This is a genomic window from Micromonospora echinospora, from assembly GCF_014203425.1.
GTDB lineage: Bacteria > Actinomycetota > Actinomycetes > Mycobacteriales > Micromonosporaceae > Micromonospora > Micromonospora echinospora_A.
In genome coordinates this window covers 5,347,255-5,371,076 of sequence record NZ_JACHJC010000001.1, presented here as the reverse complement: position 1 = coordinate 5,371,076, position 23,822 = coordinate 5,347,255, and the positions used below count along the sequence as shown (strand labels likewise).

Annotated in this window: 16 protein-coding genes and 1 pseudogene; 10 read left to right on the top strand and 7 right to left on the bottom strand. The window is 73.8% G+C overall.

Annotation, left to right across the window (positions count from 1 at the left end; translation table 11 throughout):
• The first annotated feature begins 3 nt into the window (after nt 1-3).
• Entirely contained in the window at nt 4-1,212 is a 1,209-nt protein-coding gene (locus FHU28_RS23995) for an ABC transporter ATP-binding protein (RefSeq protein ID WP_184686692.1), read from the top strand.
• A 392-nt stretch (nt 1,213-1,604) separates the two neighbouring features.
• On the opposite strand, the pseudogene FHU28_RS23990 reads toward FHU28_RS23995, so the two are convergent.
• A pseudogene (locus tag FHU28_RS23990) lies at nt 1,605-2,703 on the bottom strand (winged helix DNA-binding domain-containing protein).
• Nucleotides 2,704-3,024: 321 nt separating this feature from the next.
• Here FHU28_RS23990 and wrbA point away from each other — a divergent pair.
• Nucleotides 3,025-3,642, top strand: coding sequence for an NAD(P)H:quinone oxidoreductase (wrbA, locus tag FHU28_RS23985; protein WP_184686691.1), 618 nt, complete (start codon nt 3,025-3,027; stop codon nt 3,640-3,642).
• Nucleotides 3,643-3,711: 69 nt separating this feature from the next.
• Here wrbA and FHU28_RS23980 read toward each other — a convergent pair whose 3' ends face one another.
• Nucleotides 3,712-5,631 (bottom strand): chorismate-binding protein, encoded by a 1,920-nt coding sequence (locus FHU28_RS23980; protein ID WP_184686690.1) that lies wholly within the window; start codon nt 5,629-5,631, stop codon nt 3,712-3,714.
• A gap of 220 nt (nt 5,632-5,851) precedes the next feature.
• On the opposite strand from FHU28_RS23980, the gene FHU28_RS23975 reads away from it, so the two are divergent.
• The 3 genes from FHU28_RS23975 (at nt 5,852) to FHU28_RS23965 (ending at nt 10,345) form a co-directional block, all read left to right on the top strand.
• Entirely contained in the window at nt 5,852-7,222 is a 1,371-nt protein-coding gene (locus tag FHU28_RS23975; protein ID WP_184686689.1) for a gluconokinase, read from the top strand.
• Between the two features lie 121 nt (nt 7,223-7,343).
• Complete coding sequence (locus FHU28_RS23970; protein WP_311773644.1) at nt 7,344-9,926, top strand: sensor histidine kinase; 2,583 nt, start codon at nt 7,344-7,346, stop codon at nt 9,924-9,926.
• On the top strand, nt 9,923-10,345 hold the full coding sequence (locus FHU28_RS23965) for a roadblock/LC7 domain-containing protein (protein WP_073831794.1): 423 nt from the start codon (nt 9,923-9,925) through the stop codon (nt 10,343-10,345). Before FHU28_RS23970 ends, FHU28_RS23965 begins: the two co-directional genes overlap by 4 nt.
• Nucleotides 10,346-10,411: 66 nt before the next feature.
• Here FHU28_RS23965 and FHU28_RS23960 read toward each other — a convergent pair whose 3' ends face one another.
• On the bottom strand, nt 10,412-11,905 hold the full coding sequence (locus FHU28_RS23960) for a GH1 family beta-glucosidase (protein ID WP_184686687.1): 1,494 nt from the start codon (nt 11,903-11,905) through the stop codon (nt 10,412-10,414).
• An 857-nt stretch (nt 11,906-12,762) separates the two neighbouring features.
• Here FHU28_RS23960 and FHU28_RS23955 point away from each other — a divergent pair.
• Nucleotides 12,763-15,660: a glycoside hydrolase family 48 protein gene (locus FHU28_RS23955; RefSeq protein WP_184689850.1), complete on the top strand. Its 2,898-nt coding sequence runs from the start codon at nt 12,763-12,765 to the stop codon at nt 15,658-15,660.
• A gap of 288 nt (nt 15,661-15,948) precedes the next feature.
• Here the strand turns inward: FHU28_RS23955 and FHU28_RS23950 are convergent, their stop codons facing one another.
• Nucleotides 15,949-16,638: a DUF3159 domain-containing protein gene (locus FHU28_RS23950; protein ID WP_184686686.1), complete on the bottom strand. Its 690-nt coding sequence runs from the start codon at nt 16,636-16,638 to the stop codon at nt 15,949-15,951.
• 92 nt (nt 16,639-16,730) lie between these two features.
• Here FHU28_RS23950 and FHU28_RS23945 point away from each other — a divergent pair, with 92 nt between their 5' ends.
• Entirely contained in the window at nt 16,731-17,612 is an 882-nt protein-coding gene (locus FHU28_RS23945) for a phosphatase PAP2 family protein (RefSeq protein ID WP_184686685.1), read from the top strand.
• Nucleotides 17,613-17,620: 8 nt separating this feature from the next.
• Nucleotides 17,621-18,292 (top strand): maleylpyruvate isomerase N-terminal domain-containing protein, encoded by a 672-nt coding sequence (locus FHU28_RS23940; protein ID WP_184689848.1) that lies wholly within the window; start codon nt 17,621-17,623, stop codon nt 18,290-18,292.
• Between the two features lie 6 nt (nt 18,293-18,298).
• Here FHU28_RS23940 and FHU28_RS23935 read toward each other — a convergent pair whose 3' ends face one another.
• Both FHU28_RS23935 and FHU28_RS23930 read right to left on the bottom strand, forming a co-directional pair.
• Entirely contained in the window at nt 18,299-19,138 is an 840-nt protein-coding gene (locus FHU28_RS23935) for a DUF1028 domain-containing protein (protein WP_184686684.1), read from the bottom strand.
• A 53-nt stretch (nt 19,139-19,191) separates the two neighbouring features.
• Complete coding sequence (locus FHU28_RS23930; RefSeq protein WP_184686683.1) at nt 19,192-20,403, bottom strand: low temperature requirement protein A; 1,212 nt, start codon at nt 20,401-20,403, stop codon at nt 19,192-19,194.
• Between the two features lie 144 nt (nt 20,404-20,547).
• Between FHU28_RS23930 and FHU28_RS23925 the strand changes: the two genes are divergently transcribed.
• Together FHU28_RS23925 and FHU28_RS23920 are read left to right on the top strand one after the other, a co-directional pair.
• Complete coding sequence (locus tag FHU28_RS23925; protein ID WP_184689830.1) at nt 20,548-21,522, top strand: LLM class F420-dependent oxidoreductase; 975 nt, start codon at nt 20,548-20,550, stop codon at nt 21,520-21,522.
• 1 nt (nt 21,523) lies between these two features.
• Nucleotides 21,524-22,330 (top strand): SDR family oxidoreductase, encoded by an 807-nt coding sequence (locus FHU28_RS23920; protein ID WP_184686682.1) that lies wholly within the window; start codon nt 21,524-21,526, stop codon nt 22,328-22,330.
• Nucleotides 22,331-22,439: 109 nt separating this feature from the next.
• Here the strand turns inward: FHU28_RS23920 and FHU28_RS23915 are convergent, their stop codons facing one another.
• Nucleotides 22,440-23,717 (bottom strand): MFS transporter, encoded by a 1,278-nt coding sequence (locus FHU28_RS23915; protein WP_184686681.1) that lies wholly within the window; start codon nt 23,715-23,717, stop codon nt 22,440-22,442.
• Between the last annotated feature and the right edge of the window lie 105 nt (nt 23,718-23,822).

Below are 23,822 nucleotides of genomic sequence, written 5' to 3'. Positions count from 1 at the left end.
GCAATGGCCGACATCGTGCTGGACAAGGTGAGCAAGCGGTTCCCGGACGGGACCACCGCGGTGCAGGACGTCGATCTGGAGATCGCCGACGGCGAGTTCGTGATCCTGGTCGGCCCGTCGGGCTGCGGTAAGTCCACCACGCTGAACATGATCGCCGGGCTGGAGGACATCAGCTCCGGTGAGCTGCGCATCGGCGGCGAGCGGGTGAACGACAAGGCGCCCCGGGACCGGGACATCGCCATGGTCTTCCAGTCGTACGCGCTCTACCCGAACATGACCGTACGGGAGAACATGGCGTTCCCGCTGCGGCTGGCGAAGCTGGACAAGGAGACGATCAACCAGAAGGTCGACGAGGCGGCGAAGGTGCTGGAGCTGACCGCGCTGCTGGACCGCAAGCCGGCCAACCTCTCCGGCGGCCAGCGGCAGCGGGTGGCGATGGGCCGGGCGATCGTCCGCCAGCCCAAGGCGTTCCTGATGGACGAGCCGCTGTCGAACCTGGACGCCAAGCTGCGCGTGCAGATGCGCACTGTCGTCTCACGGCTGCAGAAGCAGCTCGGCACCACCACCGTCTACGTCACCCACGACCAGACCGAGGCGATGACGCTCGGGGACCGGGTGGTCATCATGCGCGGCGGCGCGGTGCAGCAGGTCGGCCCGCCCCAGGAGCTGTACGACCACCCGCGCAACCTCTTCGTCGCCGGGTTCATCGGCTCGCCGTCGATGAACTTCCTGCACGCCGTGGTGGAGGAGGGCCGGCTGCGGACCGCGCTCGGTGAGGTGCCGATCGGCGAGCGGGTCCGCCGCGAGCTGGAAGCCGGCGACGCGCCGCGCGAGCTGATCATCGGCATCCGTCCGGAGCACTTCGAGGACGCCGAGCTGATCGACGACGAGACCCGCCGCCGGGGCGTCGAGTTCGAGGCGCCCGTCGACATCGTCGAGTCGATGGGCTCGGACAAGTACGTCTACTTCACCGTCGAGGGGGAGCGGGCCACCGCCGCCGAACTGGAGGAACTCGCCGCCGACACGGGCGCCGCCGACTTCGCCGGCGCCGGGTCGAACCTGGTCACCCGCCTGTCGGCGGAGTCGCCGGTACGCGAGGGCGAGTCGCGCCGGGTGTGGTTCAACCTGGAGAAGATCCACCTGTTCGACCCGGGCAGCGGCCGCAACCTGACGCTGCACGAGGGCCGCTCGGCTGGCGCCCTGGCCGACTGATCCCGGACGCGTGCGAAGGGCCGGTGGCGTGCGCGCCGCCGGCCCTTCGCACGCGTCCGGCCAGCATCCATCCCCGATGGGCCGCCCTGCCCTGCTCGTCACGAGGGCCGAGCTGCACGACACCCAACTGCCAGCTTCTTCCTCACCACGCCGGGCGCCCCACACCATCCCACCCCGCCACCCACCACCCTCTGCCGGCCGCCGCCCCGTCGTCGGCCAACGGCGTGAGTGGAATGCCATGGGTGTCTCAGCGCGGTTTTGACACCTATGGCGTTCCACCCGGCACGAGGGCGGGGAGATCTTGGCGAGCTCTTGCTCGGGCGGGACCACCAGTCGCCGAGAACTCGGGGAGGAGCCGGCAGCGCGGGAAGCGGCGGCGGGGACCCGCACTGTCACCAGGAGTGCCGCAACCCGAGCCCGAGGAAGCGGGCGTAACCCGTCAGCGCGGCGTCCACGCGGGTGCGCAGCGCGGCGTCGAACGGCACGAGCTGGTGCACCGTCACGTTCACCGCTCTCGCGCCGATCGTCCGCGTCCAGGTGCCGGCCACGCGCCCGCCGCGCACCACTGTGGAGCGGAACATCCCGTTGTTGCCGGGGACCACCGCTGCGGCGTGGGCCGGGTCGAGCATCAACGAGCGGACCTTGAACCCGAGCAGGTATTCGTCGAAGCCGGGCAGCGTGTGCACGTCGTCGACGGGCGCGCGGGGCGCGTCGAGCAGCGCGGCGTCGACCACCGCCGGCTCGCCGTCCACCTCGACCGGGGCGAGGAGGTCACCGGCCAGCGTGACGGCGCGGGTCGCGTCGGTGACGGTCAGGCCGCTCCAGCGGGCCAGCTCGTGCCGCGTCACCGGGCCGTGCCCGCGTACGTAGCGGTGGGCCAGCATCGCCAGCGCCTCGTCCCGCTCCGGGCTGTGCTGGCCGGGCGCCCACTCGTCGAGCAGCACGAACGTCTGTTCCGTGCCGACGTGCGGGGCGATGCAGGTGATCCCACGGTGGCTGGCGTACCAGAGCAGGTGGTAGCCGCGCTGACCGTCCGTGTCCAGCCCGGCGGCGCGCAGCGCGGCCAGGCACTCGGCGCGGGTGAGCCGGCCACCGCCGGCCAGCGTCGCGCCGAGCACGTCGGCGGCGCCCGTCGGCGACGGTCAGCCCGAGCTGCCGCCACCGCGAGGCGATCCCGGCCAGCGTCCGCACCCCGGTCAGCTCCAGCATCCACCGCGCGTCGCGCGCCGGCACCAGGTGCACGGTGCCGCGCATCGGCCAGGTGCGCAGGGCCTCCCGCCGCTCCAGCGCCGCGCGGACGTCGTCCTGGGTGGCGCCGGGCAGGCGTAAGCCGAGCGACCACAACCCGCTCGCGGCGTCCTGGGCCTGCATGGCGCCGAACCACTCGACCACGTCGGCGACGCCCTCGGGACGGGCCGTCGGGTGCGGGCGCAGCAGCAGGCCGGTCATCCGTAGTGCGAGCGCCTCGGCGCGGCTGAGGCGAACGGTCACGGGCGTCAGCCTAGGCCCGGGGTACGACAGCCCCTGATCGCGCTGCGCCGGCCGCGCTGCCGACGAAGCGCGATCCCCCGTTCAGGTTCCCGGCGCGGGGGCGGCCGCAACGGCCGGCACCGGTCTGCCCAGGATCCTCGCTGAGCTGGACCGGGAAAGCGGTTTCGCGCGGAACTTGCGCAAATCTTGAGCCTCGGCCGGCGAGGCCCGGCGACCGCCATGACGCGACCGGCGGGTGTTCCCGGGCAGCACGCCCGCCGTTTGACGCGACAAGTAACGGGTAGTCGCGGGAGTTGACCCCGAACAAGGAGGGATCGTCTGATGGATGGCCAGGTCAAGGTCGCGGTGATCTACTACAGCGCGACCGGCATCACCTACCAGATGGCCCAGTCGGCCGTCGAGGCGGCGGAAGAAGCCGGTGCCGAGGTGCGCCTGCGCAAGGTGCGTGAGCTGGCGCCCGACGAGGCGATCCGCTCCAACTCGGGCTGGCAGGCGCACCGGCTGGAGACCCAGGACGTGATGGAGGCCCAGCCGGACGACCTCTCCTGGGCCGACGTGATCATCATGGGTTCGCCCACCCGGTACGGCATGATCGCCGCCCAGCTCAAGCAGTTCATCGACACCACCGGCCCGCTCTGGGCGGCCGGTGTGCTCGCCGACAAGGTCTACAGCGGCTTCACCTCGACCGCGACCTCGCACGGCGGCCAGGAGGCGACGCTGCTGTCGCTGTACACGGTCTTCTACCACTGGGGCGGAGTCGTGGTGACCCCCGGCTACACCGACCCGAGCCAGTTCGTCGCCGGCAACCCGTACGGCGCCTCGCACACCAGCAACAACGGCGAGGTGGCCCCGGACCAGGTGGCCCTGACCGCCACCGCGCTGACCGCCAAGCGGGCCACGCTCATGGGCGCCGCGCTGAAGCGGGGCATGACCGGCTGACCGGCAGACGGCGACCGGTGGCCGGACGAGGGCTCTCGAACCCGTCCGGACCACCGGTCGCCCCTCGCCCTACCCGCGATCGGCTGCTCCATGCGCGCTCAGCGCGGGCCGGTCGAGCAGATGTCCGAGCAGATCCGCCAGGACCGACGTGCCGTCCTGGCTGAGCACCGACTCCGGGTGGAACTGCACCCCGGCGAAACCCGTCCCGCGCAGCGCGTGCACCGCGCCGTCGGCCGGGTCGCGGGACAGCTCCACCGGGCCGTACGGGCCGGTCATCCGGTCGGCGTCGGCGCGGGCGGTGAAGCTGGCGTAGAAGCCGACCCGGCGGGTCACCCCGAACACCGGCACGTCGCGCGGCAACCCCTGGTACGGCGCGTCGCGGCGGTGCAGCGGCAGGCCCAGCAGCCCGGCGAGCAGCTGGTGGCCCAGGCACACCGCGAGCGTCGGCCGGCCGGATGCGAGCAGCTCGGCCAGCAGCGCCCGCAGCGCCACCATCTTCGGCGCGGCCGGGTCCCGCGGGTCGCCCGGCCCGGGGCCGACCACCACCAGGTCGTGACCGTCGAGCGGGCCCGGGTCCGGCCAGTCCCGCCGGGTCACCGCCAGGCCCAGCGCGCCGAGCTGGTGGGCGAGCATGCCGGTGAACGTGTCCTCGCCGTCGACGATCAGCGCCCGCCGTCCGGCCAGCCCGCGCAGCGCGAGCGCCCCGGGCCGGCGCTGCTCCAGCCAGAACCGGGCCAGCGGCGCGTTACGGGCGGCCAGCGCGGCGCGCACCTCCGGGTCGTCGGCGTACCTGACGACCGGCTCGGCGCCGGCGCCCGGCGCGTCCGGACCGAGGCCGAGCGCGGCCAGCACGCCCGCCGCCTTCGCGTGCGTCTCGGCCACCTCCCCGGCGGTGGTCGAGTGCCGGACCAGCGTGGCGCCGACCGGCACCCGCAGCGCGCCCTCGGGGGAGATCTCGGCGGTCCGGATCAGGATCGGCGCGTCCAGCGTCTGCCGGCCCTGCTCGTCGCGGCCGAGCAGCGCGAGCACCCCGGCGTAGTAGCGCCGGCCGGCGCGTTCGTGCCGGGCGATCACCCGGCAGGCGTTCTCCATCGGGCTGCCGGTCACGGTGGGCGCGAACATGGTCTCCCGCAGCACGTCGCGTACGTCCCGGGAGCAGCGCCCGGCCAGCAGGTACTCGGTGTGCGCCAGATGCGCCATCTCCTTCAGGTACGGCCCGACCACCTGGCCGCCGTGCTCGGCGACCACGGCCATCATCTTCAGCTCCTCGTCCAGCACCATGTACAGCTCCTCCACCTCCTTCGGATCGTGCAGGAAGCGCAGCAGCGCGGCCCGGTCGACGGTCTCGCCCCGGTGCCGGAACGTGCCGCTGATCGGGTTCATCTCGACCAGGCCGTCGGCGACGCTGACGTGCCGCTCCGGGCTGGCGCCGACCAGGATCCGGGCGCCGGTGTACACCAGGAACGTCCAGTACGCGCCCCGCTCGCGCAGCAGCAGCCGGCGCAGCGCGGCCAGGGCCGCGGCCAGCGGATCGCCCTGCACGGTGGCGCGCATGGTGCGGTGGATGACGAAGTTCGCGCCCTCACCCCGGCCGATCTCGTCGGCCAGCACCCGGTCCACCACCGCCGCGTACTCGTCGTCGGCGATGTCGAAACCCGCGTCGGTGGTGCGTACGGCGGCGTCGGGCAGCGCGCCGAGCAACTCGGCCAGCGGTATCCGCCGGTGCGCCTCGACGGTCAGGAACTCCAGCGGCATGCCGTCGTCCACGCACTCGAAGCCACGCTCGGTGACCTGCCGGAACGGCACCAGGGCGAGCGTGCGCGGTCCCGCGCCGTCGTCGGGCAGCGGCAGGTCGGCGAGCCGGTCGGCGGTGCGTACCGGGCCGGTGAACAAGTCGACGTGGTCGGCGCCCTCGCGGCGGACGAGCGCGAACGGACCGGGGTCGCGGCCGGCCGCGACGGCGGCGAGCGGGTCGGACGGGCGGGTCATCTGGTCTCCTCGGTGGGCCGGTGGCCGCCGACTGGGGCGACCCGGGATGCCGGGGAAGACCGGCGGCCGCCTCGTCGGGCGGCCGCGTGGGGAAGCTACGCGCGGGAGTGGGCCGCCGGGTCGGCGGGCCACCAGCAGGACAGGTGCGCGAGCATGACCGTGACTGTACGCGATCGGCCCGCCTCCGGTAAGCCGGTCGCGCCGGGTAGGTTGACCCGCGATGGACATTCTCGCTCTCGACCTGGGCACCTCCTCGGTGCGTGGGCTGGTGCTCGACGCGGACGCCGTGCCGCGCCCGGGCGCACTGGCCCGTCGCCGGGTGCACCTGGTCACCGGGGACGACGGCACCGGGACGCTGGACGGCCCGGCCTACCTGGCGTGCCTGGTGGAGTGCCTGGACGAGCTGGCCGCCGGCGGGCACCTGCGGGACGTGGACCTGGTGGCCACCTCCGCGCAGTGGCACTCGGTGCTGCCGCTCGCCGCCGACGGCACCCCGTCGGGACCGGTGCTGACCTGGCTGGACACCCGGCCGGAGCCGCTCGCCGGCGCGGTCGGCCCGGCCGACCCGGCGGACTTCCACAGGCGTACCGGCACCTGGTGGCACCGTTGCTACTGGTCGGTGCGGCTGCCCTGGCTGCGGGAGCACGGCGCGCGGAACGCCCGCTTCACCGGGCTGGCCGAGTACGTGCTCGGCGCGCTGCTCGGCGAGGTGCCGATGTCCATGTCGATGGCTTCCGGCACCGGACTGCTCGACCTGCGGCGCCTGGACTGGGACCCGGAGGCGTGCGAGCTGGCCGGCGTACGCCCGGAGGAGTTGCTGCGGCTGGCTCCGGACGGCTGGCACGGCCGGCTGAACGCGGAGTACGCGCGGCGCTGGCCGGGGTTGGCGGGGGCACGGTGGGCACCGCCGGTCGGTGACGGGGCGGCCGCAAGCGTCGGGTCCGGCTGCGTCGACCCGACCCGCGCGGCGGTCACAGTCGGCACCTCCGCCGCGGTCCGCATGATGCAGGCCGTACCGGCGGGCGCGGAGCCGCCGCCGCTGCCGGAGCAGCTCTGGCGTTACCGGGTCGACCATAACCACGTGGTGACCGGCGCGGCGTACTCCAGCGGCGGCAACCTGTTCGCCTGGGCCAACCGGGAGCTGCGGCTGCCGGAGGGCGCGGCCCTCGAGGAGGCGCTGCGCCGCACCGCCGGGTCGGTGCGGGCCAACCCGCGGCTGGGCGGTGACCGGCCGCCGGGCACGGCCCCGGCGGGCTCGGGCGAGCTGCGCGGGCTCAGCTTCGGCACCACCGCCGTGGACGTCCTCGCCGGGCTGATGCAGGGCCTGTGCCGGCTCGTCGCCGACGACCTGGCCCTGCTGGAAGGCGGTGTCGGCGAGCCGATGGCTGTGGTCCTCGGCGGCGGGGCGCTGACCGCCTCGCCGTGGTGGCGCGCCGCGTTCGCCGACGTGCTCGCCCCGCGCGAGGTGCGGTGGCAGCGCAACCCGGAGATCGGGGCGTCCGGCGCGGCGCTCGTGGCGCTGGGCCGTCTGCCCGAGGCGGCCCACATCGGGGGCATCGGTCGAACGGACGAGACCGCCTCGCACGCGTGACTGCCGGTCCGGAGCCCTGACCGGCCTGCTCGTGCCGTCCGGGCGGCCGTTGACACCGACCGCCGGCCTGGTTGGATGGACTCCGCTCCCCGACGTGGTGGAGTGGGACGAGGAGGCACGCGTGGGCGCAGGTCCCGACCCGGCTCGTGGCGCTGTCCCGCAGCCGAACCGGCGGCGCTCCGGGTTCCGGCTGCGGGACTGGCGGATGGGCACCAAGCTCGCCACCGTGCTGGTGATCCCGTCGCTGGCGTTCCTCGTCCTGGCTGGCATCCAGACGCGCGGGCTGGTCGGGCAGACCACCACGCTGAGCGCCTTCGCCGAGCAGGTGGGCATCGGCCGGCAGATCGCCGTCGCCGTCGACCGGCTCCAGCACGAGCGGGACCGCACCGCCGGGGAGCTGGCGGGACTTCGCCGCGCGGGCACCGGCGCCGACCGGGACGCCGCGGTCGCCGCGCTCAAGCCCCTCCAGGAGGCGACCGACCGCGCGGTGGCGGAGCTGCGCGCCGCGGCCGCGCCGCTGGCCGACGCCGACGCCGCCTGGCGCGTGTCCTACTCGGAGGCGCTGGAGGCGTACGACCAGGTGGTCAACATCAGGTCGGCGGTGGTGCCGGCGGTGCTGTCCAGCGACACCGTCCTGAGTAACTACCACCGGTCCGTCGCGGCGCTGCTGAACCTGCTGGCCGAGCCGTCGCCCGGCGGCGGCCGGCAGGAGCTGACCGAGGCGGTGCTGCGCTACGTGCAGCTGTCCCGCGTCAAGGAGCTGTCCTCGCGGATCCGCGCGGAGCTCTACGCCGCCGCCCGGTCCGGCCGGTACGAGGCCGACGACCAGGTGACGCTCAGCGACCTGCGGGCCCAACAGCTCACCGCGCTCGGCGCGTTCCGGGTCGCGGCGACCGCCGACCAGATCCGCCGCTACGACCAGACCTCGGTCGACCCGGCCTTCGTCGCGGCCACCCGGATGGAGGAGCGGACCCTGCCCGGCGGCGGCGACGCGAAGCCGGTCCTGCTCGACGCGGCGCAGTGGTGGGCCGCGAGTGAGCAGCGGCAGGAGTTGTTGCGCCAGATGGAGAGCGGGGTCGTCGACGACGCGGTAAGCCGGGCCGACGACGCCAGCGCCCGGCAGCTGCGCGACACGCTGCTGGTGGCCGGTGGTATCGCCACCGTGCTGCTGGTGGCGGTGCTGATCTCGCTGCTGGTCGGCCGGTCGGTGGCCCGCGGCATGCGGCAGCTGCGGGGCCAGGCGCTGCGGATCGCGCAGGTGGACCTGCCGCTGACGCTGGAACGGCTGCGTACGGTGGACCGCCCGGTCGGCGCGATCGACGTGCCGCCCGCGGTGATCGACTCGCAGGACGAGATCGGCGAGCTGGCGGAGGCGTTCGTCGCGGTGCACCGCAGCGCCGTGGACGTGGCGGTCGAGCAGGCGATGATGCGGCGCAACGTCAACGCCATGTTCGTCAACCTGGCCCGGCGCAGCCAGGTGCTCGTCGAGCGCCAGCTGGAGCTCCTCGACGACCTCGAACGCGAGGAGAGCGACCCGGACCAGCTGGAGAACCTGTTCAAGCTCGACCACCTCGCCGCCCGCATGCGCCGTAACGACGAGAGCCTGCTGGTGCTCGCCGGCAGCGAGTCGACCCGGCGGTGGAACCGCCCGGTGGGTCTGGGCGCGGTGCTGCTGGCCGCGAGCGCGGAGATCGAGCAGTACCAGCGGGTACGCCACGAGAACCGGACGGACCTGCACGTCGTCGGGCACGCGGTGGGCGACCTGGTGCACCTGTTCGCGGAGCTGCTGGAGAACGCCACCGCCTTCTCCCGCCCGGAGACCACGGTGCGGGTCGTCGTCGAGCCGGACGGCCGGGGCGCGCTCGTGCAGGTCGTCGACGAAGGGCTGGGCATGAGCCCGGCGGCGCTGGCGGAGGCGAACGCGGTGCTGGCCGAGCCGCCGGCCGCCGACGTGTCGGCCTCGGAACGGATGGGCCTGTTCGTGGTCAGCCACCTCGGCGCCCGCAACGGCGTACGGGTGTGGTTGCAGGCCGCCGGCGCGGGCCTGGTCGCCCGGGTGCGGATCCCGGCCGAGTTGCTGGCCGAGGCGCCCGCGCCGGAGGCGGGCCGGCCGTCCCCGGCCCGGCTCACGCCGGGGACGGACAAGGCCGCCCGCGTGCTCGCCGGCCCGGCCGCGGTGTCCGGGGCGCTCGCCGCGCCGACGGCCGAGCTGCCGGTGGCCGGATGGCGTCCGGCGCCCGGTCAGCCGGCGGCGCTGCCGGTGTCGCCGCTGACCGGGCGTCCGCTCGGTGACGGGCCGGAGGCGCCGCCGGCCGGGTCGCCGGTGCCCGCCGCGCCGGCCGGTGCTGTGCCGCGCCCCCGGCCGGGCCGGGCCGAGGACGTCCTGACCCCGGCTGCCGCCGGCCCCGCTGGTGGCGGCTGGTTCAGCCGGCAGGGGCCGACGGCGTCGCCACTGGGTGTGACGCCCGCCCCGGCGTCGACGCCGGTGACCGGGGGGACCAACGAGCGCGGACTTCCGGTACGCGTGCCGATGGCCCAGCTCGCCCCGGCGTCCCCGGCCGACCGTCCGGTGATGCGGCACGAGCCGGACCCGGAGGCGGTCGGCGGCATGCTGTCGCGCCTCTACAGCGGGGTGCGGCGCGCCGAAGCCGAGGAGACCACCGAGATGTACCTGCCGCGCGACGAAGGAGGACGACGACAGTGACGACGTTGAGCCAGGAGGCACGCGACCTGAGCTGGCTGGTGACCGCGTTCGCGGAGCGCGTTCCCGGGGTGGCGCACGCGGTGGTGGTGTCCTCCGACGGGCTCCTGGTGGCGATCTCGGCGCATCTGCCCCGGGACCACGCGGACAAGCTCGCCGCGGTGACCTCCGGCCTGATGAGCATCACCGCGGGCGCGGCCCAGATGTTCGACGGCGACGTCGTCAAGCAGACCGTGGTGGAGATGGGGCGCGGCTACTTCCTGGTGATGCAGATCCGGGACGGCTCGATCCTGGCCACGCTGGCCGGGGCGGACGCCGACATCGGCGTGGTCGGCTACGAGATGGCACGGCTGGCCAAGCAGGCCGGCGAGATGCTCACCCCGGCGCTGCGGGCCGAACTCCAGCAGGCGCTGCCGCGCTAGGCACGGCCCGGCGCTGATCCGCCGACGCGGGGCCCGGCCGGCACGCAGCCGGCCGGGCCGCGCCGTCTACAGCCCGTTGCGGCGGATCACGTCGCGGTACCAGTGGGCGCTGCGCTTGAGCACCCGCCGCTGGCTCGGGTAGTCCACGTAGACCAGGCCCCAGCGCTGCTCGTACCCCTCGGCCCACTCGAAGTTGTCCAGCAGCGACCAGACGTGGTAGCTCTCCAGCGGCACGCCGTCGCGGATCGCCCGGTGGGCGGCGGCGAAGTGGTCGCGCAGGAAGCTGACCCGGCCGGCGTCGTCGACGTTGCCGTCCGCGCCGGGCACGTCGGGGCAGGGCAGGCCGTTCTCGGTGATGGTGATCGGCACCCGGCCGTAGTCGCGGGTGACCCGGGTCAGGATGTCGTACATGCCCTCGGGGTAGATCTGCTGCCACTCCGCCTCGGAGGTGGGCCACTTGCGGACCGTGCTGCCGTCGCCGGTGACGTAGATCGGCGTGTAGTACTGCACGGCGAGCAGGTCCACCGGGCTGGAGATGATCTTCAGATCGCCGTCACGGACGCCGCGGACCATCCGGCTGTCCGGGCCGCGGTCGTCCAGCACGTCCTGCGGGTACGCGCCCTTGAAGATCGAGTCGAGGTAGAGGCGGTTCTCGTAGCCGTCGTGGAGCCTGGTCGCGGCGGCAGCCTCGGCGGTGTCGTCGGCGGGGTAGCAGGGGTGCAGGTTGAGGGCGGGGCCGATCCGGCCGGTGACGCCGGAGGCCCGCAGCGCCTGCACGGCGAGGCCGTGGGCGAGCTGAAGGTGGTGGGCGACCAGGTACGCCGCGTCCTCGTCCTGGAAGCCCGGGGCGTGGTGGCCCCAGATGTAGCCGTTCTGCACCACGGTCTTCGGCTCGTTGACGGTCAGCCAGACCGGCACCTGGTCGCCGAGGGCGCGGAACACCGCGTCGGCGTACTCGGCGAAGCGCTCGGCGGTGTCCCGGTTCTCCCAGCCGCCGGCGTCCTGGAGGGCCTGGGGGAGATCCCAGTGGAACAGCGTGGCCATCGGCGCGATGCCGCGCTCGTGCAGCCCGTCCACCAGGCGGCGGTAAAAGTCGAGGCCGCGCTGGTTGGGGCGGCCGGAGCCGTCGGCCTGGATGCGGGGCCAGGAGATGGAGAACCGGTAGCTGCGCAGTCCCAGGTCGCGCATCAGGTCGAGGTCCTGCGCGTACCTGTGGTAGTGGTCGGCCGCGACGTCGCCGGTGTCGCCGTTGCGGATGCGCCCCGGCGTGTGGCTGAAGGTGTCCCAGACGGACTCACCCCGCCCGTCCTCCTTGGCGGCCCCCTCGATCTGGTACGCCGAGGTCGCCGCGCCCCAGCCGAAACCGTCCGGGAAGCGGAGTCCGCGGTCCTGCTCCGGGTCGGTGGCGCGCTCGGGCGGGCTGTCGCAGCCGCCGAGCGCGGCGGTCGACGCGGCGGTCGTCGCCGCGGTGGCGCCGGCGAGCCCGGTCCGGGCCGCGCCGGCCGCGGTCGCGGACAGGGCGGCGCGGCGGAGCAGGCGCCGTCGGGTGAGTAACGACATGAGGTCTCTCCTCGGAGTGACGGGCCGCCCTGGGCCGGGAGCGCTCCCATCATAGCCAGGGAGCGGCCGGCCCTGATCCGGCGGTCGCGGCGAGGTGCGGCGCGGCCGGCGGGCGGCCGGAATGTGGGGTGGGCGGGGGCGTCGCTCGGGAACGCCGCTCGGGGCGGCGTGAGCGGCGAGGGATGGGGTGGATAGCGAGAAAGGCCGTCCGGGTGGCGTGTCACGCCTGTCCCGTCGGCCTCTTTTGCCGTCGACAACGGGGGTTTAGTGTGGGGACGGGGGAGGGCAACCCCCGTCCCCACCGATGGTGCACACACGCACGAAGTGGAATTGGCGTCCGTCGTGCGCGTCGCGCGGGAGCCGGGCCACGCGAGTGGCTCTGGTTCCACCTCCCTCCGTCTGGCGGGTGGTGGCCGGTGGCGGTGTCCGGGCTGGTCCGCCGCCGGCCTCTGGGCCGACGCGCCGGGCACGGGCGTACCCGGCGATCCAGTACTTGCATCTCCGTCGATGGAAGCGCTCCCATCGGCGATGCTGCGACTGTAACGCCCGTCACGGGTTTGGAAAAGCCCCTAAACGAGATCGAAACATGGAAGCTCGTATCTGCGCTGGCCGTTGTGGTGGGAGCGCTTCCATGTCACACTCTCGTCACGCCACGTGGAGCCAGTTAACGCGAGCGCGGGCCGCCGAGGGCACCCGGTGACGAACCGGTGCGGCGCCCCGATCCCCGGCACGGCCGGGACGACCATCTTTCCGGACGCCTCCGTCCCCCCGCGTACGCCCCGTCGTCGCGTGGAGGCGCCCCGCCGGGACCCCGAGGTCCCGGCCCGGTCCGAGGAGACACCGCCCACATGAGACTTCTGGCCAGACGTCGCCGTACGGCGATGCTCGCCGCCGCCGCCCTCGTCATAGGCGGGGTGGCCCTGCCCGCTGGTGCCGCACAGGCCGCGCCCGCCTGCGACGTGACCTATGCGTCGAGCGATTGGAACAACGGCTTCACCGCCAACGTGACCATCAAGAACCTGGGCGACGCGCTCAACAACTGGTCGCTGAAGTTCACCTTCCCGAACAGCAGCCAGCGCGTGGTCCAGGGCTGGTCGGCCCGGTGGAGCCAGTCCGGCAGCGAGGTGACCGCGACGAACGAGTCGTGGAACGGCAGCCTGCCCACCGGCGCGTCCACGAGCATCGGCTTCAACGGCAGCTACAGCGGCAGCAACCCGAAGCCCACCGCGTTCACCCTCAACGGGGTGGCGTGCAACGGCGCGCAGACCAACCAGCCGCCGACGGTCTCGCTCGGCGTCCCGTCGGGCCCGTTCGAGGCGCCGGCGGACGTCCCGCTCACCGCGACCGCCAGCGACCCCGACGGCACCATCAGCAAGGTCGAGTTCTACCGCAACGGCCTGCTGGTCAACACCGACACCACCGCGCCGTACGGCTACGACCTGCTCGACCTGCCGGCCGGCAGCTACACCGTGCAGGCCAAGGCGTACGACAACGCCGGCGCCTCGGCGGTGTCGGAGAAGTCGTTCACCGTGACCGCGGCCACCGGGCCGAAGCTGGTCGCCACGCCGTCCGCGGTCACAGTGGGCGAGGGCAGCAGCGCCACGGTCCGGTACACGCTCAGCGCGGCGCCGACCGCCAACGTGCCGGTGACCCTCGCCGTCACCGGTGACAGCGACATCACGGTCTCGCCGACCACGCTGACGCTCACCTCCAGCAACTGGAGCACCGGGGTCACCGCCACGGTCTCCGCCGCGGAGGACGCCGACACGGTCGGCGGCACCGCCACCATCACCGCGTCGGCCAGCGGCTACGCGCCGATCTCCGTCGTCGCGACCGAGGCGGACAACGACAGCCCCGGCGGCGACAACGCCTACATCAAGAAGTTCCTCGACCAGTACGGCAAGATCAAGAACTCGGGGTACTTCAGCCCCGAGGGCGTGCCGTACCACTCGATCGAGACGCTCATCGTCGAGGCGCCCGACCACGGCCACGAGACCACCTCGGAGGCGTTCAGCTTCTGGCTCTGGCTGGAGGCGCAGTACGGCCGGGTCACCCAGAACTGGGCCCCGTTCAACAACGCCTGGACGGTGATGGAAAAATATATTATTCCGAATCATTCAGACCAGGCGACGGCCGGCTCGCCCGGCACCCCGCAGTACGCCGCCGAGCACAACCTGCCCAGCCAGTACCCGTCGACGCTGGACGCCAACGTCCCGGTCGGCCAGGACCCGCTGCGCTCGGAACTGCAGTCCACCTACGGCACCGGTGACATCTACGGCATGCACTGGCTGCTCGACGTGGACAACACCTACGGCTTCGGCCGCTGCGGCGACGGCACCACCCGGCCCGCATACATCAACACGTTCCAGCGGGGCACCCAGGAGTCGGTGTGGGAGACCGTGCCGCAGCCGTCCTGCGACACGTTCAAGCACGGCGGCCCGAGCGGCTACCTGGACCTGTTCGTCAAGGAGTCCAGCGCCCCGGCCAAGCAGTGGAAGTACACCAACGCCCCGGACGCCGACGCGCGTGCCGTCCAGGCCGCCTACTGGGCGCTGACCTGGGCCAAGGCGCAGGGCAAGGCGGCCGACGTGGCGGCCACCGTGGCCAAGGCCGCCAAGATGGGCGACTACCTGCGCTACGCGTTGTTCGACAAGTACTTCAAGAAGATCGGCAACTGCGTCGGCGCGAGCACCTGCCCGGCAGCCAGCGGCCGTGACTCGGCGCACTACCTGCTCTCCTGGTACTACGCCTGGGGCGGCGCGTACGACACCTCGCAGAACTGGTCGTGGCGGATCGGCTCCAGCCACAGCCACTTCGGCTACCAGAACCCGTTCGCGGCCTGGGTGATGACCAACGTCGCGGAGCTGAAGCCGAAGTCGCCGACCGCGGCCTCCGACTGGCAGAAGAGCCTCGACCGGCAGTTGGAGTTCTACACCTGGCTCCAGTCCGCCGAGGGCGGCATCGCCGGTGGCGCCACGAACAGCTGGGACGGCAGCTACGCCCAGCCGCCGAGCGGCACCGCCACCTTCTACGGCATGTTCTACGACGTCGACCCGGTCTACAACGACCCGCCGTCGAACCAGTGGTTCGGCATGCAGGCCTGGTCGATGCAGCGCATCGCCGAGCTGTACCTGGAGACCGGCAACGCGAAGGCCAAGGCGCTGCTGGACAAGTGGGTGCCGTGGGCGATCGCCAACACCACGCTGGGCACCAACTGGTCGATCCCGTCGGACATGAAGTGGACGGGCCAGCCGGCCAACTGGAACCCGAGCAGCCCGCAGCCGAACACCAACCTGCACGTCGAGGTGACGGTCAAGGGTCAGGACGTCGGCGTCGCCGGCGCCTACGCCCGCACGCTCATCGCGTACGCGGCCAAGTCCGGCAACACCGCGGCGAAGGACACCGCGAAGGGCCTGCTGGACGCGCTCTCGGCGTCCGCCGACAGCAAGGGCGTCTCGACGCCGGAGAAGCGCGGCGACTACAAGCGCTTCGACGACGTCTACAACGCCGCCGACGGCCAGGGCCTCTACGTCCCCAACGGCTGGACCGGGAAGATGCCCAACGGCGACGCGATCGCCCCGGGCAAGAGCTTCCTGGACATCCGCTCGTTCTACAAGAACGACCCGGACTGGCCGAAGGTGCAGGCGTACCTGGACGGCGGTCCCGAGCCGGTCTTCAACTACCACCGGTTCTGGGCGCAGGCGGACATCGCCATGGCGTACGCCGACTACGGCACCTACTTCCCGCAGGGGTGAGGTGACCTCTCCTTCGTGGGCGGGTGCGAGCCCGCCCACGAAGGAGGCCGACCCGGCCGATGGGGGAACGGAGCGGCCGGGTCGGTGGACGGCCTGACGCCCACGGTCAGGCCGGGTGGGCCGGCCGTCCGGCCGACGCAGCGGACCGGCCGGCCCACCACTCCGCCCGGCGACGACCCATGGCGCGAAAAGGCACGCAAAAATCAGCGGTCCACGGGATCACATCCGGGCCGTGGACGGAGTAACGTATTTGACGGAGAGGCCGCTCCCCCCGTGGCGGCCTCTCCATTACTCTTCCCGGGCCGGCTCACCGCCGCCGACCGGCGCCGTCACCGGATGCCGCAGTCCCGGATGCCCGGCCGGCAGCGACCGCCGGATCACCACCCAGCTCGCCGCCAGCGCCGCCGCGATCAGCGGCCAGGTGAGCGCCGCCCGCGCCACTGTGAGCGCGACCACCTGCCCGTCCAGCCAGAGCGGGATGAACACCGCCAGCCGCAGCACGTAGGTGCCCGCCCACACCCAACTGCCCCGGCCGTACGCCCGCAGCAGCGCCGGGTCACGCCGCCACCCGGTCCGCTGGCCCAGCGCCGTACCGACCACCACACCGAGCAGCGGCCAGCGCACCACGATGCTCACCGCCCAGGCCAGCGCGCTCGCCGCGTTGGCGGCGATCTGGAGCAGGAAGAAGTCCTCGGCCCGGCCGGTGCGCAACGCGACGAGCGCGGCCACGCAGACCGCGAGCAGCCCGACCAGCACCGAGCGGGGCCGGTCCCCGCGCCGCCACCGCCAGCCCGCCACCGCCGTGCCGGTCAGCACCGCGGCGAGCACGCCGCCGCCCAGTCCGCCGAGCACCCAGCCGAGCCCGAACGCGAGCGGGGGCAGCGTGGCGTCGACCGCCCCGCGCCGGCCGCCGAGCAGGTCGGCCAGCGACTCCGGCCGTGGCCCGGCCTCCGGTTCCCGCTGCGGCGCGCCGGTCACGCCCCACCTCCTCGAATCGCCCGCCTCACCGTACGCCGCAGCCGATGGCGCTCCGCCGCGCGCGTCGGCGGCCCTACCGTTAAGTTGTCCGGGTGCGGGAGACGGCGAGGGGTTGGACGGCGGTCTGGTTGGTCGTGCTGGCCCTGCTGCAGACGGCTGCGTTCGTGCTGGTGTGGCGCTTCGCCGTGCACACCGAACTGGGCCAGTGGCTGGACACGGTGGCGCTGACCGGCAACCGGATCGGCCAGGACCGCATCGACGGTCCGGTGGACACGCTCCTCAACGCCATGTCCGTGGTGTCACTGCTGGCCGCGACCGCGGTGATCGGCTTCATCGCGCTGATCCGGGGCCGCAAGGCGCTGGCCGTCACCGCGACGCTGCTGATCGCCGGGGCGAACGTGACCACGCAACTGCTCAAGCACTTTCTGGTCCGGCCCGACTTCGGCATCGACCCGGAGCGGGCGGCCGCCGGCAACAGCCTGCCCAGCGGCCACACCTCGGTGGCCGCCTCGGTGGCGGTCGCGCTGATCCTGGTGCTGCCGCGCAAGCTGCGGGCGGCCGGGGCGTTCCTCGGCGCCGGGTACGCCGCCGCCGCGGGCGTCGCCACGCTCTCCGCCGGCTGGCACCGGCCCAGCGACGCGGTCGCCGCGTACCTCGTGGTCGGCGCGTGGGCCGCGGTCGCCGGGCTGATGCTGCTGGTCTTCCAGCGGGAGCAGGCGGTGGTCGAGCCCGGCGACGCGCACCGGGTGGCCGCCGCCGTGCTCGGCGGCGTCGGCGCGGTGGCGCTGCTGGCCTCCGCGCTGGCGTTGTCCTGGCTGGTGGACCGCTCCACGATCCCCGTCGAGGCCCTCAGCCGCCGTCAGCTCTTCGTCGGGTACGCGGGCAGCGCGGCCGGCATCGGCGGCACGATCGCCGTGGTGGCCGCGCTGGTGCTGGTCGTGGTGCACCGGCTGGTGCCCAGGTGGAAGGGCTGACCCGGCGGATGGAGACGGTGCGGGCGGCGTTCCGGGCCGAATGCGACAGCCTGGAGCGGGTGTTGCGCGAACTGGACGACGCGGCGCTGGACCGGCCCACGCCGTGCCCGCCGTGGCGGGTACGGGACCTCGTGGCGCACGTGAGCACCGGGGCCGGGCGCCTGGCCGGCATGCTCACCGAGCCCGCGCCGCCCCGGCCCGAGGTGGACGCCGCCGCCTACTTCGGCGCGGCCAAGTTCAGCCCGCCGGTCGACCGGGACCGCGTCGATTCCGCCCGGCGGGCGGCCCGGGAGCACCCGGGCGCGGCCGAGGTGGCCCGGGAGTTCGGCCGGGCCTGGCGCGCCACGGACGAGGCGGTAGCCGCCGAGCCGCCCGCACGGGTGGTGCGCACCCGCCACGGTGACGCGATGGCGCTGCCGGAGTTCCTGCGTACCCGGGTGGTGGAGGTCGCGGTGCACGGCCTGGACCTGGCCGACGCGCTGGACCGGACGCCGTGGCTGACCCCACCGGCGGCGGACGTGGTGGTCGGCGTGCTCACCGGCGGCGCGCCGGTGCCGCCGGGACTGCGCTGGGACGCGCTCACCGTGCTGCGCAAGGCCACCGGGCGGCTGCCGCTGACCGGCGACGAGCAGGCCGAGCTGGCCCGCGCCGGCATCGGCCGGCTGGCCTTCGGCGGCTGAGCCTCCTCAGCGCGCCGCGCAGCGCCGCAGGTGATCCAGCACGATCGGGTCGATCCGGCCGGGCACGAAGCGTTCCTCCAGGTTCTCCAGACCCGTCCAGGCGGCCAGCGCCTCGTCCAGGCCGGCCGGGCCGACCGGGTGCCCGGTGGCGGCGAGCAGCCCGGCCACCTCGGCGGCGAGCGGGCCGGTGAGGTCGCGCAGCGTGGCCGGGTCGGGGCGGCCGAACAGCATGTGGTGGATGCCGAGCAGGCGGCGCAGCTCGGAGACCGGGTCCACATGGTCGTCCACCCGCAGATCCACCAGCTCGTCGCCGGTCCCGGCGTAGCCGCCGTGGCGCTGCACCACGAGCATCGCCGCGCTCTGCCGCCCGCGCCGGTCGCCGCCGGCCGCGTCACCGGCGGTGAGCGCGGCCAGCAGGCGCTGCGGGAACGGCAGGTCCTCGCGGGCCAGCCAGGCGTCGCGCAGCGCGTCGATCACCTGCGGGCCGGTCAGGATGTTGCCCTGCGCCGCCCAGCCGTCGCCGGCCTGCCCGCCGGCCCAGGGATGGCAGCGCGGCCCGGTCCAGGTGGCCCCGTCGCCGGTCGCGCCGACCACGGCGAGCTGCCGGTCGTCGCGTCCCGGGTCGGCGGCCACCAGCCCGGCCACCGCGTCGATGGCGCTGACGCCGGTACGCAACAGCGCGAGCGCCTGCGCCCGGTAGGCGAGGTTGGCGTGCGCCTGGGTGGCGACCGCCCCCACCAGCGCCTCGGCGGCCGGCACCAGCGCCCCGGCGGCGAGGAACCGGCTGGCCACTGCCACTCCGAACAGGCGCCCGTCGGCGGAGCGGGCGACGAGCGAGAAGGTCACGCGCGGATCGTAGCCCGGAGGGCGGGCGTGGCGTCCCGCTCCGGCGGCACCGCTCAGAACGGCGGCGCCGCGTCCTCCGGTGGGCGGCCCCAGGCACGCCGGGCGTCGGCCACCGCCACGGCCGTCAGGACCGCCGCGGCGAAGCCCGCCGCGACGAGCGGCGCGAGGCGCACCAGCAGCGGTACGGGCAGCAGCAGCGCGGCGATCCCCACCAGCCGGGACGGGGAGACGCGGCCGAACACCTCGTACTCGAAGCGGGCCCGGCCGGCCAGGAACAGCGCCGGACCACCGAGGATCACGGCCAGCCAGGGCAGTTCGTTGTGCCCGATCGGGTGCTCGATCACCAGCTCGTAGCCGATCGCGGTGGCGACCACCCCGATCACCATGACCAGGTGGGTGTCGGCGGCGGAGCGGCCGACGGCGGCCGGGTGCGCTGCCCGCGTCACCGCATCGCCGAGGATCTGCCCGGCCCGTTGCACGTAGATCCGCCACAGCAGCACCGAGGTGGCCAGCGCGACGGCGAACGCGGTGACCATGCCAGGGCTGGTGGGGGAGCGGGTGAACGACAGGCCGGCCAGCAGGATCGTCTCACCGAGCGCGACCAGGAAGATCTGCTGGTAGCGCTCGGCCAGGTGCTCGCCGTGGATGTCCCAGCGGGAGACCGTGGAGCGGCCCAGGCCCGGCACCGGCCAGCCGAAGCGGCCACCGAGGTACTCCAGCAGCATCGCCGAGCCCCAGAGCACCACCCGGGCGTTCACCGGCAGCAGCGCGCCGGCCAGCCAGAGCACGCCGGTCACCGCGAACGTGATCAGCATCCGCAGCTTGAGCCGGCGGTACTGGACCTTGCGCAGCACCAGCATGAGGATCGCCGGACGGCTCACCTGGGCGATCACGTACGCGGTGGCGAACATCAGGCCGCTGTGGCCGAACGCGCGAGGGACCGCCACCCCCATCACCATCGCCGAGATCAGCGCGGTGATCACGATGATCTGCAACCACAGGTGGTGCGGGTCGTAGCGGCTGGTGGTCCACGCCGTGCCCTGCCAGACGCCCCAGAGCGCGAGAAGCAGCAGCAGGGTCTTGCCGCCGCCGGTCACCGCCGCCCAGCCGACCTGGCCGTCCTCCAGCGCCAGGTCCTCGAAGGCGCGCGCCGAGATCCGGGTCAGCGCGAACACGTAGACCAGGTCGAAGAAGAGCTCCAGGAACGTGGCCCGGCCGGGGCCGCCGCCGGAGGTGCGCAGCGCTGCCGGTTCGGCGGTCCTCACCGCGCTGCCCCGTCCCCGGTCCGCCTCATCCGGCAGTCGTAACACTCTTTCCCGGCGTCTCGGTCTTAATCGCCCATATCGGCCTGGATCTTGCTCGCGGCGGTGCCGGACGGGCACCATCGACGGGTGACGAACCGATGGGGCATGACCGTGCCGTTGGGCGGCATTCCGCTCGCCGACCATGCCGCGGTCTACGCGGCGCTCGACGACGCCGGGTTCACCGACGTGTGGTCCTCGGAGGTGGCCGGCGCCGACGCGTTCACCCCGCTGGCCCTGGCCGCCGCCTGGTCGCCGCGGCTGCGCCTCGGCACCGCGATCACGCCGGTGTTCACCCGTGGCCCGGGACTGCTGGCGATGAGCGCCGCCGCGCTGGCCGAGGCCGCGCCGGGCCGCTTCGCGCTCGGCGTCGGCGCCTCGTCGCCGGTGCTGGTCCGGGACTGGAACGCGATCGGGTTCGACGAGCCGTTCAAGCGGACCCGCGACGTGCTGCGCTTCCTGCGGGCCGCGCTGCGCGGCGAGACCGTCGACGGCGCGTTCGACACGTTCGCCGTACGGCGCTTCACGCTGGAGCGCCCGCCGAGCGTGCCGCCGCCGGTCGTGCTGGCCGCGCTGCGCCCCGGCATGCTGCGCCTGGCCGGCGCCGAGGCCGACGGGGTCATCCTCAACTGGCTGGCCGCCGAGGACGTGCCGACAGCGCTCGCCGAGGTGGGCGAGCGCCGCCCCGGGTTCGAGGTCGCCGCCCGCATCTTCGTCTGCCCCACCGAGGACGCCGTGTACGCCCGCGCGCTGGGCCGCCGCATGATCACCGGTTACCTGACCGTCCCCGCGTACGCGGCCTTCCACAGATGGCTGGGCCGCGAGGACTCGCTCGGTCCGATGTGGCAGGCGTGGGCCGCGGGGGACCGGCGGGGCGCCTCCGCGGCCGTACCGGACGAGGTGGTCGACGCGCTGGTGCTGCACGGCTCACCCGAGCAGTGCGCGGCCGCCGTCCGCCGCTACGCCGACAACGGCGTCGACGTGCCGGTACTGGCCGTGCTGCCCACGCCCGAGATCACCGAGGGCGGCGCGGCGGCCTGGATGGAGCTGCTGCCTCGGCTCGGCCCCGGAAAGGTGGCCTGAGATGAACCTGACCGACCGGGTGGTGGTGATCACCGGCGGCGCCGGCGGGATCGGCGCGGCGCTGGGCCGCCGGTTCGCCGCCGAGGGCGCCGCCGCCGTCGTCCTGGCCGACCTGGCCGCCGACGCGGCCCGCGCCACGGCCGAGGCAGTCGGCTCGGTGGCCACCGGCGTCGGGCTCGACGTCACCGACGAGGCGGCGGTACGCGCGCTCGTCGACGAGACCGAGCGCCGCCACGGACGGATCGACCTGTTCTGCGCCAACGCCGGAGTGGCCACCGGCGGCGGCATCGACGCGCCGGACGCCGACTGGGACCGGGCCTGGCAGGTCAACGTGCTCGGGCACCTGCACAGCGCCCGCGCGGTGCTGCCCGGCATGCTCAGCCGGGGCCAGGGCCACCTGCTGCTCACCTGCTCGGCGGCGGGCCTGCTCACAGCGGTCGGCGACGCGCCGTACACCGCCACCAAGCACGCCGCGGTGGGGCTCGCCGAATGGCTGGCGATCACCTACCGGGACGCCGGGATCCGGGTCAGCGCGCTCTGCCCGCAGGGCGTGGACACCCCGATGCTCGCCGACGGCCTCACCGAGGGGCACCTCGGCGCCCGGGTGATCGCCGCGTCCGGGACGATCCTCACCCCGGACCAGGTCGCCGACGCGGTGATCGCCGGGCTGGCCGAGGAGCGGTTCCTGATCCTGCCGCACCCCGAGGTGGCCGACTACGCGCGGCGCCGCGCCGAGGACCCGGACGGCTGGCAGGCCGGGCTGCGCAAACTCGTCCGGAAGCTGCGCGCGAACTCCGCCACGTCCTGAGGGATCTCCTGCCCGTCGACGCACGCCGGGAGACCGCCAGTGGGCCAAGGGCGGGCTTCATGTGGGTCGGGCCAACGACGTGGGCGTCGTGCTGCGGACGGATGCGGATTCAGCCATCGTCACCGGTTCTCGCCATCACCGGCGGGGTTGCCGTCGCCGCCGGCTCCGCCGCCGCCGGCGGTCCGGATCGGGTGGGTAGCAGCAGGGCGGCGACCACTGCGCCGGCCGCCAGTACGCCGATCACGAGCCAGACCGTGGTGGTGAGGGGCAGCTGTTGTCCGGCGATGCTGCCTGCCGAGGCACCCACCACGGTCGCGGCCATCTCGGCGGCGGAGAAGGCGGATCCGACCCGGCCGAGCTGACGGTCCGGGGTATGGCGTTGGACCTGCACCTGGACCAGCATCAGCAACGCGCCACCGGGCAGGCCGGCCAGGGCGATGAAGACCAGCGCGGCGGCGAAGTGGTGGATGAGGAAGAGCCCGGCGAAGCAGAGGGTGATCGCCGCCAGGCAACCGGTGAACGACAGCCGGAGGAGCCCGCTACGGGACAGCACGTTGCCGACGTACGCGCTGGCCAGGAAGCCGCCGCCGAGCGCTGCCATGAGCACACCGACGTCGCCGGCGTCGCCGCCGAGGACGCTGATGACGTACGGCACCAGAAGCACGTTCAGAGCGGCGTTTGCCAACAGGAAGAGGCTGGAGACGACGAGAGTCGTGCGGAGGATCGGATGCCCGAAGAGGAAGGCCAGTCCCTCCCGGAGTTGCCCCCGGAAAGCGGCCAGCCAGGAGGACGCGTCCGGCTGCTGCCCGTCGTCGGTCACCCGCAGCCGGCCCATTCCGAAGATCAGTAAGGCCGAGAGCAGGTACGTCGCGGAGTCGATCAGCACCAGGCCGTCGAAACCCACGAGGGCGTAGAGCGCGCCGCCCAGGGGTGCTCCGGCGAGGCGAACGATGCCGCTCGCAACCGTGTTCCAGGCGTTCGCCGCCTCCAGGTCGCCGCCCCGGCCGACGACGGCGGGCACCACCGCCCGGGCCGCGGACTGGAAGACGTGCCCGATTGCGCTCTCGAAGAACATCGCCGTGTAGAGCAGCCACAGCATTCCCGGATCATCGACCACGATCAGCGCGAGCACGACGACCATGCGCAGCAGGTCAGCGCCGACCATCACCGCTCGCCGATCCCACCGGTCGGCCAGCACCCCGGCCAGGGGCGCGAAGACGATCGCGGGCAGGGTCTGCGCGACGAAGGCGAAACCACTGCTGAGCGTCGACCCGGTCATCGTGTAGACGTAGACCGGCACCGCGACGATCATCAGCCAGTTGCCCAGGTTGGACAACAGCGTGCTGGTCCAGAGCAGACCGAAACGCCGGTTCCTGATGCAGATCACCGCTCACCTTACTTCCGTGACGCCGGCTGCCGGTGTCCCACAGGCGTTCGACGACCAGGAGGTCAGCAGATGCTCAGGAGGACTCGTGGCGGTACCGGCTCGGCG

Bases quoted from the DNA above. Each gene is read 5' to 3' on its own strand.
- FHU28_RS23975 (WP_184686689.1), top strand. From the start codon at position 5,852: ATGGACATTCTCGCTCTCGACCTGGGCACCTCCTCGGTGCGTGGGCTG.
- FHU28_RS23925 (WP_184689830.1), top strand. From the start codon at position 20,548: ATGACCGTGCCGTTGGGCGGCATTCCGCTCGCCGACCATGCCGCGGTC.
- FHU28_RS23940 (WP_184689848.1), top strand. From the start codon at position 17,621: ATGGAGACGGTGCGGGCGGCGTTCCGGGCCGAATGCGACAGCCTGGAG.
- FHU28_RS23980 (WP_184686690.1), bottom strand. From the start codon at position 5,631: ATGACCCGCCCGTCCGACCCGCTCGCCGCCGTCGCGGCCGGCCGCGAC.
- FHU28_RS23995 (WP_184686692.1), top strand. From the start codon at position 4: ATGGCCGACATCGTGCTGGACAAGGTGAGCAAGCGGTTCCCGGACGGG.
- FHU28_RS23920 (WP_184686682.1), top strand. From the start codon at position 21,524: ATGAACCTGACCGACCGGGTGGTGGTGATCACCGGCGGCGCCGGCGGG.
- wrbA (WP_184686691.1), top strand. From the start codon at position 3,025: ATGGATGGCCAGGTCAAGGTCGCGGTGATCTACTACAGCGCGACCGGC.
- FHU28_RS23960 (WP_184686687.1), bottom strand. From the start codon at position 11,905: ATGTCGTTACTCACCCGACGGCGCCTGCTCCGCCGCGCCGCCCTGTCC.